The following is a 12,487-nucleotide window of genomic DNA, read 5'->3' on the forward strand; positions in this document are numbered from 1 at the left end:
CCAGGGCCGGGGATGCTGCATCGGTGCAGGAGATCTTCCGGGCGGTGGGCGTCGAGGGGTGGATCCATGCCCGCTGTGTCGACTGCGGCGCCGAGGCGGGCGCTCGGGCCGACGAGCCGGTGGTGCTGGCCTCGGTGGTGAAGGTGCCGCTGGTCCTGGAGTTCGCCAGGCAAGTGGCGGCGGGACAACTGGACCCGACCGACCGGGTGCGAGCCGGGGCGGCGGATCGGCTGGGCGGCGTCGGCACCGCGGGTTGCGCCGACGACGTGGAGCTCAGCCTGCGCGACGCGGCGTATCTCGCGCTCACCGTCAGTGACAACACCGCCGCCGACCTGCTGTTCGACCGCGTGGGGCTGGACAACGTGCGCTCCCTGCTGCGCGAACTGGGTCTCGCCGCCACCCGGGTCGTTGGTCCGCCGCGCGCGATCGTGCAATCCATGGCCGAGGACATCGGCGCCGCCGACGCGGCCGAGTTCGCCCGCCGGTTCCCCGCGCTGAGCGCCGGGCAGGTGCTGCGCACCCGGGCGCTGGATCCGCGGCGCACCACCGCGAGCACTCCGCGTGAGATGGTGCGGCTGCTCACCCTGATCGCCCGGGACCAGGCGGGTGCGCCCGAGGCGTGCCGGTGGGTCCGTGACCTGATGCGCCAGCAGGTGAACTGGTATCGGCTCGCCGCCGCGTTCCCGCCGGAGGTGCAGGTCTGGGCGAAAACCGGGACGCTGCCCGGGGTACGCAACGAGATCGGCGTCGTCGAGTATCCGGACGGAAAGCGTTACGCCGTGGCGGTTTTCACCCGGGCGGCGACGCTGGTGCAGCGGCTGCCGGAGGTGGACCGCGCCATCGGCGCCGCCGCCGTCGAGGCGATCGACCGCATCGTTCACGGCGAGCCGTAGACGACGTTCCACGGCCGTTGTCGCGGTTCGGCGACCGTGCTCGGCCGGGACGCGCCGTCGCCCTGCACGACCGTCACGACCAGTTCGGCCAGTTCGCGCACCAGCGGATGCGCCCCGCCCACCGGCCAGGCCAGCGACAGCCGATGGCTCAGTGCTCCCTCCGGCAGCGGACGCCAGACCACGCGTGGTTCTTTCTGCGCCACCATGCCCTGGTCGAAGGCCACCCCGCGGCCGGAGAGCACCATCCCGAGGACGAATTCCGGATTGCGCGCGTGCTGTACCGAGGTCGGGCGAAAACCGTGTTCCCAGCACCGGCGCAGCGTGGCGTCGTAGAGTCCCGGCGCGGCGGCCCGCGGGAAGATCACCAAGCCGTGCCCGGCCAGGTCGGCCAGTGCGAGGGCCGACCGTGCGGCCAGCGGCGAATCGCGCGGCAGCACCACGCCGAGCGGGGTCTCCACCACCGGCCCGAGTTCGAGGCCGACCACGTCGACCGGGTGTTGCAGCAACCCGGCGTCGAGCTGCCGGTCGGCGAGCAGCCGGACCTGCTCGGCGGTGGTCAGCTCCTGCAGATCGACCCGGACGTCCCTGGTCTCGAACGCGGTGAGCAGCGCGGCGAGCACTCGCCCGGCCAGTTCGGGCGGCACACCGATTCGCACGGCGTCCATCTCGCCGCGATGCGCCTTGGCGACCAGCGTTCGCGTCCGTTCCCAGCGGGCGAGCAGGTCCCTCGACTCCGCGAGCAGGATCTGCCCGGCCTCGGTGAGCTCGACCCGGCGGCTGTCGCGGTCGAACAGCCGCGCGCCGAGGTCGGTCTCGAGTCGGCGGATGCGCTGGCTCAGCGGCGGCTGGGCGATGCCGAGGCGTTCGGCGGCCCGTCCGAAATGCAATTCCTCCGCGACGGCGACGAAGTACCGGAGCTGACGCAGCTGGTCCATGCTGCGACGATATCCGTTCCGATATCGCCGACCGCGAACTGCGGTCTTGGACAGGGACGCCGCGCGTATGGTGTGGTGCCCGCATGAGAGGTTTCGGACGGCGGGAATTCTTCGGCGCGACCGCGGGTGCGGCCGCACTTACAGGTCTAGTTGCTTGCAGCACAAAGGATTCCGCGAACGAGAAGGCGGCGGCACCGGTGTCGGCGGGTGGGTCGTCCGGCGGGGTGACGCTGCGGTGGTGGGGGAACAACAGCTGGGAGATCCGCCTGCCCGGAGGCAAGGTCGTACTCATCGATCCGTGGCTGACCAGGTTCCATACCGGAACCTACACCGCCGAGGGCGCGGACCCGCAGACACCGATCACGGTGGACACCGCGCTGATCGACCGCTACGTCGACAGCGGCGAACTGCGGGCCGATCACATCCTGGTCACCCACGGCCACTACGACCATCTCGCCGACGTGCCGTACCTGGCGAAGAAGACGGGAGCGACGGTGCTCGGCACCGAGACGCACCTGAACCTGATGGCCGCGCTCGGCGCCCCCGAACAGCAGCTCGCGTTGGCCACCGGCGGCGAGTTCCTCCGCTTCGACGGGTACACCATCCGGGTGCTGCGTTCGCTGCACTCCGCGTCGGGGCCGCGTGCCACGGTGGCTTTCGCGGGCACCCGGCCCGGCCTCGGGACGGGAAATCTGCCGCAGCCGAGAGTGATTCGCGATCTGGTCGAGGGTGGCACGCTCGCCTACGAGGTGAGCGGCGGTGGGGTGAGTGTGCTGGACTTCGGCGGCTCGAACTACATCGAGTCGGAAGTGGCGGGATTACGCCCGGATGTGCTGCTGCTGCCCGCCGGAGGCGGCAAGATCCAGGATTACGTCGCGCGCCTGCTGCGCGCCACCGGGAACCCGCGCTACGTGCTGCCCACCCATTGGGACGACTTCGATCACCCGCTCACCGAACCCGCTCGCGACTGGGGCGGCCTCGAGCCGCTGCGGGCGGCGGTGGCCGCGGCCGCTCCGCACAGCACCTTCGTCACCGTGGATCATCTCCAGACCTTCACGCCTTGACCGGTCCCGGTGCGCGCGCACCGATCGTTCGGTGGCGCTGTGCGCTCGGAGTGCAGCGAACCCATGCTGCGCATCCCGATTCGGCCCTGTAACGCCCGGTCCATCCACCGGCCGGGAGCTACGAATCCGATGCGGACGCGCGTTTCGGCTCGACTGAGCCGCCGAGCAGGAACCCGCCCCATCGGACCGGGCCGGTTACGAGCCCTGGACATCCGGGACGAGCGCCGACCGCGTTCGCTCGCCCGCAACCGGCCGCGAATCATCGGCGGGTTGCGCCGTCGAGAGTTCATCGCCGCCGCGTCGACCCGGCCACATCGTCGCGACTGATGTGCGAGGGCTGAGGCGGTCGCCCGGACCTGGCGACCGCGGCCGACTACCGTGGTCTGGTCCGCCCTGCGCGGCGGGACGGCGGCGGCGAAGGGAGAGTGGACGTGGCAGGCGGCATCACCGACTCGGCGTGGTTGCGGACGTTGCGATCCGAGGCGGTCGTGCGGCACCACTTGCTGTGCTTTCCGCCCGGCGGAGGATCGGCGACGGCCTTTCGGGACCTCGCGCAGCGGTTCGGGGCGGGCGTCGCGGTGTTCGCGGTGCAGTACCCGGGGCGGCAGGACCGGGTGGGCGAGGATCTGATCGCCGACCTGGTGACACTGGCGGACCGGATCGCCCGCGAGGTGCTCGCGCAGGGCCCGCTGGAGCGGCTGTCGTTGTTCGGGCACAGCATGGGCGCGACCGTGGCGTTCGAGACCGCCCGCCGGCTCGAGCGTGCCGGGCAACCGGTGGCCACGCTGTTCGTCTCCGGCCGTCCCGCACCGGAATTCGAGGAGACGCAACGGCTGCACCTGGCTTCCGACGACGACCTCATCGATGACCTGGTGCGGCTGGCCTCGGATCCCGCTCCGCTCGAACTGCTGCGCGCCGAGCCGGGCCTCGCCGAACTGGTGCTGCCCGCCGTGCGTGCCGATTACCAAGCGGTCGAGACCTATCGCCACCGAGCCGGGGAGCCGCTGCGCGCCGAGATCGCGGCGCTGGTCGGCACGGAGGACCCGACGATGCGACCGGAGCAGGCCGAGGGATGGCGCGCGCACACCAGCGGCGGATTCGATCGGGCCACGTTCCCCGGCGGGCATTTCTACCTCGACGAGCGCGGCGCGGAGGTCGCCGGTTTCGTCGCGCGCCACCTTGGCGTCTGACGGATCCGCGGCGGGTCAGTGCGGCGCGTGCACACCGGCGGCCGGGGCGTTCCGTCGGCGCACCGCCCACGCATAACCGATCCAGGACGCCACCACCACCGCTGCCGCCAGCGCCCGTACCAATCCGAGCGCGTCCTCGGGGTAGATCACGCCGGTGAGGTAGTGGTCGATGAACCCGGTCGACGGTAGCCGCTGCTGCCCGGCGCGCTCGCGCGCCCAATTCTCCAGATACGTGAGCGGGCAGTCGAAGCCGACCACGATCGTGCCGAAACCCCAGCAGACCGCGAGCAGGTGCAGCCAGATGGTGCGCGGGAAGCGCCACGCCAGGAACCCGCCGACCACCACGTAGGCCACGAAGGCGAAATGCGTGACGGCGGTGGCGTCGGCCGTCAGCCGGTAGAGCACGCTTCCAGAGTAGCCTTCCGGCGCGCGGCGGATCGGGGCCCGGCCGCTACCAGGGGGAGGGCTGATAGTCCTTGAGGAAGCAGCCGAACAGATCGGTGCCGTTCTCCCCCTGCACGATGGGGTCGTAGACCCGCGCCGCACCGTCGACCAGGTCCAGCGGCGCGTGGAAGCCCTCCTCCGCGAGGCGCAGTTTCGTGTAGTGCGGGCGTTCGTCGGTGATCCAGCCGGTGTCGACCGCGGTCATCAGAATGCCGTCCTGCTCGAACATCTCCCGGGCGCTCGTGCGGGTCAACATGTTCAGCGCCGCCTTGGCCATGTTGGTGTGCGGATGCCCAGGGCCCTTGTAGGCGCGGGAGAACTGCCCCTCCATGGCAGAGACGTTCACGACGTACTTGCGGCGCGCCGGCGCGGCCGACATCGCCGGACGCAGGCGCGAGACGAGGATGAACGGCGCGACCGAGTTGCACAGCTGCACTTCGAGCAGTTCGGTCGGGTCCACCTCCGCGACGGTCTGCACCCAGCTGTTGGTGTGCGCGAGGTCGGGCACCAGGCCGCCCGCGTCGATCGCCACGCCGCGCGCGATGCGTTCCGGCGTCGCAGATCCCGCGACCAAGGCCAGCTCCGCGACGTCGGCGGCGGTCAGCGCGGGGGTGAGCGAAGCGGTCAGCGCGGTGGGGTGCGCCTGCATGGTCTTGCCGAAACTGACCACCTCCGGCAGCGCGCCCGCGGGCAGCGGTCCCGATTCGGCCTCGACCAGGGCGCTGTAGGCGCCGGGGGAGCGGCGCACCGTCTGCGCGGCGTTGTTGATCAGGATGTCCAGCGGGCCCTGCGCGGCGACGTCGTCGGCCAAGGCGACCACCTGCGCGGGGTCGCGCAGATCGATGCCGACGATGCGCAGCCGGTGCAGCCAGTCGGCGCTGTCGTCCATCGCCGCGAAACGCCGGATGGCGTCGTTGGGAAAGCGGGTGGTGATGGTGGTGTGCGCGCCGTCGCGCAGCAACCGCAGCGCGATGTACATACCGATCTTGGCGCGGCCGCCGGTGAGCAGCGCCCGCCGTCCGGTCAGGTCGGTGCGGGCGTCCCGCTTGGCGTGGCTGCTCGCCGCGCAGTCCGGGCACAGCTGGTGGTAGAAGGCGTCGACCTGGGTGTAGCGCTGCTTGCAGATGTAGCAGGGCCGCGGGCGGATCAGGGTGCCCGCGCTGGCTCCGCTCGTGGTCGAGCTGATCGGAATGCCCGCGGTCTCGTCATCGATCCGGTTCGGCGAGCCGGTCGCGGTGGCGGCGACCACCGCGCGGTCGGCGGCCGAGACCGCCGCGCGCGCTTCGGAGCGGCGGCGCTGCTTGAGCCGTTTGAACATGTGCCCGACCGCGCGCTGGACGGCCACCGAATCCGGATGATCCTTGTCGAGCGCGCCGACGTGCTCCAGGACCCGAAGACAGGTCGCGAGATCCTCGGGATCGATCATGCTTTCGGCCATCGCGGCAGGGGACATCCTTCATCGAGCTGGGCAGACGACCGGCCCATTGTCGCAAACCCGCCACCCCGCGCTCCGGCGGGGAGGCGCGGTCAGCTGCTGCGCGGGGTGATGGCCGCGCGATCGGCACGCAGATCGTCGACGAAGTTGGCGATCGCCTCGGCGACCAGCAGCGGCTCGGTGATCGGCAACCAGTGATTCCCCGGGACGGCGCAGCGCCACAGCTTGTCGACCCAGCGCGCCGAGGCGTCGTAGACGGCGGCCGGGACGAACGGATCGGTGGTGTCGACCAGCAACTGGATCGGGACGGCCGTCCGCCGCACGCGTGGTTTGCCCAGATGGTGCAGCAGATTGGCGTGTGCGACGCGGGCTCCGGCGACCAGATCGGTACGCCACGTGCGGGCCACGCGCGCGGGCAGCGGTGTGACGCCGCCGAGCCGATGGACGATCAACCCGCGCACCCGCGGGGGACAGAGCCTGCGGGCGATCGGACCGGGTGTCAGCGCCCAGCGCGCGCCGTGCAGCCACCAGCCCAGGTCGCGGAGTTCGCGCCCGGCCCGGGGGGCCAGCGCACGCAACCACAGGCCGAGATGATCGAGGTTCGGTCCGGAGATCGCGGTGAACGAGGCGATGCGGGTGTTGGCCCGTTCGTCACAGACGGCCTCCCACAGCTGAACCGCGCCCCAGCCGTGGCCGCACGTGTGCACCGGCTTGCCCGGGCTGGCGGCATCGATAACGGCGTAGAAGTCCTGCGCGAGCAGGCCCAGGCGGTAGTCCGACACCGCCGCGGGGGCGGTCGAACGTCCGTGGCCGCGCACGTCGTAGGTGATGACCCGGAAGCCGTCGGCCAAGAGGGCCGCGACCGTCGACCAGACGCGGTGGGTGTCGGTGAGTCCGTGCACCAGTACCAGCGGGTCGGCAGCGGCGTCACCCCATTCGTAGACGGCGAGCTCGGCGCCGTCCCGGTCGACCGTCCAGGTGCGGTCCGGGCTGGGCGTTTCGGTGGTGTCGAGCAGTTCGGCCATGTCCTTACCTCGTTCGCTCCGGCTACCGATCCGATGGCACGTCGCCGTCGTGCCCGACGTCAGTAATTAATTCCGATACGGACAGTACGAAGAATTGACCCATCAAGGGAAAGGTAAAACGCCCGAATATGGCGCAGGTCACCACCGGGCTCGTGAGATGGATGCCGAACCGCCGCCGAGTGAGCCCGTGGGCGGCCGGATGCCCTGGGTCCGGGCCTCGAAATCCGCACGCGGGCACCGGCGATCCGGCTCGGCGCCGGGCGGCTCCGGCAGCGGCGCGGACCACTTGTTGACAACTCGCCAATAGTTCGGGAACCTGGGGCGGAACCGGCAGACAGCGCCGGACCGGAGCGAGCAAAGGATCCAGCGATGGCACGCGCGGCGTGGAGTGACGACGAGGTCGAGGCGGTACGCGACCTGGCGAAGACCTTCTTCGAGAAAGAGGTCGTGCCGCACGAGGAGAAATTCGTCGCCCAGGGGCACCCCGATCGCGCGCTGTACAACCGGGCGGGTGAACTCGGCCTGCTGTGCCCCGCCATCCCGGCCGAATACGGCGGTGGTGGCGGTACCTTCGCGCACGAGGCCGCGATCATCGAGGAGCAGGCGCGCGCGGGTGACGGATCGATGGGCATCCCCGTGCACAGTTCGATCATCGCGCCGTACCTCTACGAGTTCGGCTCCGAGGAACTCAAGCGGCGCGTGCTGCCCAAGGCGGCCGGCGGCGAGATCGTGCTCTCGATCGGCATGACGGAGCCCGGCACCGGATCGGATCTGCAGAACATCAAGACCCGCGCGGTGCGCGAGGGCGACGAGTACGTCATCACCGGCTCGAAGATCTTCATCACCAACGGCTGGCTGTGCGACGGCATCATCATCGCCGCCAAGACCGACCCGACCAAGGGCGCGGCCGGCGTCTCGCTGATCTTCGCCGAAGTCGGCGACGACACCCCCGGCTTCAAGCGCGGACGCATCCTCGACAAGATCGGCGGCAAGGCCCAGGACACCGCCGAGTTGTTCTTCGACGGCCTGCGGGTGCCCGCGTCCAACCTGCTCGGCGCCGCCGAGGGCCAGGGCTTCTACCAGATGATGCAGATGCTCGCGCAGGAGCGCCTGGTCACGGCGATCATCGCGGTCGCCATGATGGAGAAGGCCGTACAGCTCACCGTCGACTACACCAAGGGCCGCGAAGCGTTCGGCAAGCCGCTGTTCGCGATGCAGAACACGAAGTTCGAGCTCGCCGAGTGCGCGACCATCACCAAAGTCTCCCGCACCTTCCTCGACGACTGCATCGACAAGCACCTGCGCGGTGAACTCGATATTCCCAGCGCCGCCATGTCGAAGTACTGGCTGACCGATCAGCTCGGTATCGTGGTTGACCGCTGCCTGCAATTGTTCGGCGGCTACGGCTACATGACGGAGTATCCGATTTCCCAGCTCTACACCGGCGCCCGCGTCCTGCGCATCCTCGCGGGCAGCAACGAGGTGATGAAGGATCTCATTGCCCGGTCTCTCTGACACCACCAGCGCGACCGCGGACGGTGGCGCCGATCCGGCGCTACCGCGCCGCCGCAGGCTCGAACCCGACGAGCGGCGCGCGCAGATCCTCGCCTGCGCGATCGACATGTTCGGCGAACGCCCGTACGCGGCCGTCTCCACCGCCGAGCTGGCGCAGCGGGCGGGCGTGGCCCGCGGTCTGATCAACCACTATTTCGGCAACAAGCGCGATCTCTACCTCGCGGTGGTGCGGCGCATGGTGACGCTGCCCAAGCTCGACGACATGATCGTGCCGACCGGCACCTGGCGCGAGCGTGTCGACGCCAGTGTGCGCTGGCTGCTGGACACCATCGCCGAACACGGCAGCACCTGGGTGAAGGTGACCAGCCACGAAGGGGTCGGTGACGATCCGGAGGTGCAGCAGATCCTCGACGCGGCCGACGACGCGGCCGCCGAACGCCTGCTGTTGATGGTCGGACTGGCCCATTCGGCACACGACGCCGAACTGCGCGCGATGGTGCGCGCCTACGGCGGGCTGGTCAAGGTCGCGGGCCGGGAATGGATCACCCGCGGCACGCTCACCCGCGAGCAGGTGCACGAACTGCTGTGCGACATGTTGCTGACACTGGTCACCGAATCGCTGCCCAAGGTCGACAGCAGGCAGTGGCCCGACACCACGGATCACCGCTCGCCGCTGTAGCGGACCGGGCGCAGGCCGCCTGGTTCGTGACCGTGGCGGCCGTGGCCACCGCCGCCACCGCGAGCGCGCACAACACGATGCCGGGCAGATCGAAGTTGTCGCCGAGCAAATCGCCGGCCCTGGCATGCCGGTGCGGGTGTCCCGGCCGCTCGACGTCGCCGTATCGGACATGACGCCTCCTCCGAAGGGCCGCGGTCACGCAGGGGCGCCTGTGGACCAGCATCCGTCTCGGCTAACAGATCCGCGAGCGTTGCGCCGAGTTTGTTATCACGGCCCGATCACAAATATTGGATACTTCGGATCAACTTTTCGCGTCGCGCGCCCTATTCTGTGTCGGTATATCGGGGCGGGTCCGGGCAGTCCGAGGTTCCTGCGCGGTGTGTTGGTGTGGAGAGGGAACCTGAATGACACGGGCAGAACGGCGTGATACGGATCGCTGGCCGCAGGCGCAGCCGGGGGATCGCTGGTCGGAGCCGGAGCCCGACGGCCGCTGGGAGGACGACGAGGACGAGCGCTGGCCCGAGCAGCCGCCGAGCCGTCGCCGGACCGGACGCCTGCGGGTCGAGGTCCCGCCCATCGTCAATCCGTACGCGATCGTCGCCCTGGTGGCGGCACTGCTCGGGTTGTTCCCGGTCGCCATCGTGTTCGGCTTCATCGCCTTCAGCCACCCGCGCGGCCGGGTCATGGCGATGTTCGCGCTGCTGCTGGGCGTCGCGGAGATCACCGCGGTGGCGGGGTTCGTCCTGCTGACGGGCAATTGGCTGCCGGACGTGATGAACCGCCAATCCGTGATCGCGCCCACGCCCGTCGCCTCCGTGCCCACGACCGTCGAGCGTCCGGTGGCGACGACAACGGCGGCAGCGCCGAGCCCTGCCGTGACCACCACCCCTTCGGCACCGCAGGGACCGGTCACGAAAGGTTCGTCGTGCACCGAGGCGCAGCTCGGCCAGATCGGCAGCGCCGCGGATGGGAGCACCCTGATCTGTCTCACCACCTCCGGCGGCTATCAGTGGGCGGGACCGCACGTCGTCGCGACCGCCGTGCAGCAGGCGGGTTCGAAGTGCGACGCATCCGGGCCGAAGACCGGACGCACCGCCGACGGCCGAGCCCTGGTGTGCGAACTCAGCGGCCGCAGCGGCACCTGGGTGTTGTGGACCGAATAGCGCGCTATTCGGTCTTCTTGGCGCGGCTCGGCTGCACTCTGGGCGGTTCGTTCGGCATCTTCGGATACTGCGGCGGCCACGGCGCGTCCATGAGGCCGGCCGCCATGTCTCGTTCGGACATCTCCAGCAGCGGGGCGATGGACTGGGGCGCGCGGTCGGCCCACGGGTCGCCTGATTCGGCGTAGCGGGCGGGTACGGTCGCGATGGTCAGCTCGTCGGGCACCACCGAATCCAGATCGGACCAGCTGATCGGCGTCGACACCTGCGCGCCGACCTTCGGCCGCACGCACCAGGCCCCGAATACCGTCTTGTGCGGGGCGTTCTGATTGAAATCGATGAAAACCCGGTTGCCGCGTTCTTCCTTCCACCACTGCGCGGTGATGTCCTCCGGATACCGGCGCTCCAATTCACGGGCCAGCGCCACCGCGGCCGCCCGCACCTGATAGCCGTCCCACTTCGGCTCCAGCGCGGAGTACAGATGCAGGCCGCGGGAGCCGGAAGTCTTGATCCAGGATTCGATGCCGAGTTCGGCGAGCAGATCCCTGGTGCGGACGGCGGCGTGCCGCAGATCGGCGAAGGTGATGCCCGGCGAGGGATCGAGGTCGATGCGCAGCTCGTCGGCGATCTCCAGATTGTCGGCCCGGTTGGGCCAGACGTGGAATCCGAGGCACCCCTGGTTCACCGCCCACAGGATATGGGCGAGATCGTGGGCGACGAGGGCGTCGCTGGTGGTGCCGTTGGGCGTGGACACCTCCACGGTGCGCAGCCACTGCGGCGCGGATTTCGGCACCCGCTTCTGGAACCAGGATTTGCCCGATGCCCCGTCGGGGTAGCGCTCCAGCAGCAGCGGCCGCCCGCCGACCACGTTCAGGAAAGGTTCGGCGACCGCCTGGTAATACCGCACCAGGTCGAGTTTCGTCTCGCCGCGCTTGGTGAAATAGACCTTGCCCGGGTTGCTGATCGTGACGGTCCGGCCGTCGGTCTCGATGTCGACGGACTCGGTCATCGCGCCGCGCCTTCGCCGAACAGCGTGCTCAGTTCCGCGGGCGCGACTTCGTCGAGCTGCGCGTAGGTGCACGACTCCGGGGTCCGGTCGGGCCGGAACCGCACCAGCCTGCCGCCGTGGCGCAGCCGCCCCGACTGCACGTGCTCGTAGCGCACCTCGGCGACCAGCTCCGGCCGCAGCGCCTCCCAGGACAGATCCTTGCCGCCGGTCCAGCGGCTGACGCCGCCGGGCATCTTGCCGTCCGCGGCGGCCTGCGCCGCGGCGTCGGCCCAGTCGCGCCACGGGTGGTGGTCCAGCGCGTTCTCCCGCAGCGGCGCGAGTTCCTCGACCAGTTCCGTGCGCCGCGCCGCGGTGAAACTGCTGGCCACGCCGACGTGATGCAGGTGGCCCTCGTCGTCGAAGAGCCCGAGCAGCAGCGAACCGACCCCGGCCCCGTCCTTGTGCCAGCGGAAGCCCGCCACCACGCAGTCGGCGGTGCGTTCGTGCTTGACCTTCAGCATGACCCGCTTGTCCTGGAGATAGGCGAGGTCGTCGGACTTGACCATCACGCCGTCGAATCCGGCGCCCTCGAAACGGGTGAACCAGTCCTCGGCCACGTCGGGGTCGTGGGTGAGCGGGGTGAGGTGGACGCGCGCGAGCGCGGTGTCCAGGATCGTCTCCAACAGCCGCCTGCGCTCGGTGAACGGCGCGCCGGTGAGGTCCTGGTCGCCGAGCGCGAGCAGATCGAAGGCGACGAAACTGGCCGGCGTCTCCGCGGCCAGCTTGGCGACCCGGGACGCGGCCGGGTGCAGGCGGTTCTGCAGGGTGTCGAAATCCAGGCCCTGCTCGGTGACCACCACGATCTCGCCGTCCACGACGCAGCGCTCGGGCAGCGCCTGCTTCAGCAACTCGGCGACCTCGGGAAAATACCTGGTCAAGGGCCGGTCGTTGCGCGAGCCGAGTTCCACCTCGTCGCCGTCGCGGAACACGATGCAGCGGAAGCCGTCCCATTTCGGTTCGTAGCTCAGGCCCGGCTCGCGGGGCACCGCGGGCGCGGATTTGGCCAGCATCGGCCGCACTGGCGGCATCACCGGTAGGTCCACGCGATCCTCCTCGGGTTCGATCCTCACCCATACCGACGGCGCGCGCGAAGCGAACT

At 70.1% G+C, this 12,487-nt stretch carries 12 protein-coding genes; 6 read left to right on the top strand and 6 right to left on the bottom strand.

What is annotated here, in order from left to right; all coding sequences use genetic code 11:
* Window positions 1-23 precede the first annotated feature (23 nt).
* Complete coding sequence (locus tag ABZ552_RS30530) at window positions 24-893, top strand: serine hydrolase (protein WP_281873494.1); 870 nt, start codon at window positions 24-26, stop codon at window positions 891-893.
* Here the strand turns inward: ABZ552_RS30530 and ABZ552_RS30535 are convergent.
* Window positions 878-1,828, bottom strand: coding sequence for a LysR substrate-binding domain-containing protein (locus tag ABZ552_RS30535; protein ID WP_281873492.1), 951 nt, complete (start codon window positions 1,826-1,828; stop codon window positions 878-880). The genes ABZ552_RS30530 and ABZ552_RS30535 overlap by 16 nt on opposite strands.
* A gap of 83 nt (window positions 1,829-1,911) precedes the next feature.
* Between ABZ552_RS30535 and ABZ552_RS30540 the strand changes: the two genes are divergently transcribed.
* Both ABZ552_RS30540 and ABZ552_RS30545 read left to right on the top strand, forming a co-directional pair.
* Window positions 1,912-2,892 carry an MBL fold metallo-hydrolase gene (locus tag ABZ552_RS30540; protein WP_281873491.1) on the top strand — a complete coding sequence of 327 codons (981 nt, stop codon included), beginning with the start codon at window positions 1,912-1,914 and terminating at the stop codon, window positions 2,890-2,892.
* Between the two features lie 431 nt (window positions 2,893-3,323).
* Window positions 3,324-4,082, top strand: coding sequence for an alpha/beta fold hydrolase (locus ABZ552_RS30545; protein ID WP_357441432.1), 759 nt, complete (start codon window positions 3,324-3,326; stop codon window positions 4,080-4,082).
* A gap of 15 nt (window positions 4,083-4,097) precedes the next feature.
* On the opposite strand, the gene ABZ552_RS30550 is transcribed toward ABZ552_RS30545, so the two are convergent.
* The 3 genes from ABZ552_RS30550 to ABZ552_RS30560 form a co-directional block, all read right to left on the bottom strand.
* Window positions 4,098-4,487: a DUF2784 domain-containing protein gene (locus ABZ552_RS30550; protein WP_281873488.1), complete on the bottom strand. Its 390-nt coding sequence runs from the start codon at window positions 4,485-4,487 to the stop codon at window positions 4,098-4,100.
* Window positions 4,488-4,533: 46 nt separating this feature from the next.
* Window positions 4,534-5,964: an SDR family NAD(P)-dependent oxidoreductase gene (locus ABZ552_RS30555; protein ID WP_357441433.1), complete on the bottom strand. Its 1,431-nt coding sequence runs from the start codon at window positions 5,962-5,964 to the stop codon at window positions 4,534-4,536.
* 89 nt (window positions 5,965-6,053) lie between these two features.
* The gene (locus ABZ552_RS30560; protein ID WP_357441434.1) at window positions 6,054-6,986 is read right to left on the bottom strand and encodes an alpha/beta fold hydrolase; all 933 of its coding nucleotides are present in this window, start codon (window positions 6,984-6,986) and stop codon (window positions 6,054-6,056) included.
* Window positions 6,987-7,355: 369 nt separating this feature from the next.
* Here ABZ552_RS30560 and ABZ552_RS30565 point away from each other — a divergent pair, with 369 nt between their 5' ends.
* From ABZ552_RS30565 to ABZ552_RS30575, 3 genes are all read left to right on the top strand, one after another.
* The gene (locus tag ABZ552_RS30565; RefSeq protein WP_281873484.1) at window positions 7,356-8,501 is read left to right on the top strand and encodes an acyl-CoA dehydrogenase family protein; all 1,146 of its coding nucleotides are present in this window, start codon (window positions 7,356-7,358) and stop codon (window positions 8,499-8,501) included.
* Window positions 8,485-9,180, top strand: coding sequence for a TetR/AcrR family transcriptional regulator (locus ABZ552_RS30570; protein ID WP_281873483.1), 696 nt, complete (start codon window positions 8,485-8,487; stop codon window positions 9,178-9,180). The genes ABZ552_RS30565 and ABZ552_RS30570 overlap by 17 nt, the downstream gene beginning before the upstream one ends.
* Window positions 9,181-9,584: 404 nt before the next feature.
* Window positions 9,585-10,343, top strand: a complete 759-nt coding sequence (locus ABZ552_RS30575) for a hypothetical protein (RefSeq protein WP_281873481.1) — start codon at window positions 9,585-9,587, stop codon at window positions 10,341-10,343.
* Window positions 10,344-10,347: 4 nt separating this feature from the next.
* Here ABZ552_RS30575 and ligD read toward each other — a convergent pair whose 3' ends face one another.
* Together ligD and ABZ552_RS30585 are read right to left on the bottom strand one after the other, a co-directional pair.
* Entirely contained in the window at window positions 10,348-11,349 is a 1,002-nt protein-coding gene (ligD, locus tag ABZ552_RS30580) for a non-homologous end-joining DNA ligase (RefSeq protein WP_281873479.1), read from the bottom strand.
* Window positions 11,346-12,431 carry an ATP-dependent DNA ligase gene (locus tag ABZ552_RS30585; RefSeq protein WP_281873477.1) on the bottom strand — a complete coding sequence of 362 codons (1,086 nt, stop codon included), beginning with the start codon at window positions 12,429-12,431 and terminating at the stop codon, window positions 11,346-11,348. Before ABZ552_RS30585 ends, ligD begins: the two co-directional genes overlap by 4 nt.
* Window positions 12,432-12,487: the final 56 nt, after the last annotated feature.

The sequence above is a fragment of the Nocardia sp. NPDC019219 genome (genome assembly GCF_040632645.1).
In the GTDB taxonomy this organism is placed as follows: Bacteria; Actinomycetota; Actinomycetes; order Mycobacteriales; family Mycobacteriaceae; genus Nocardia; species Nocardia sputorum.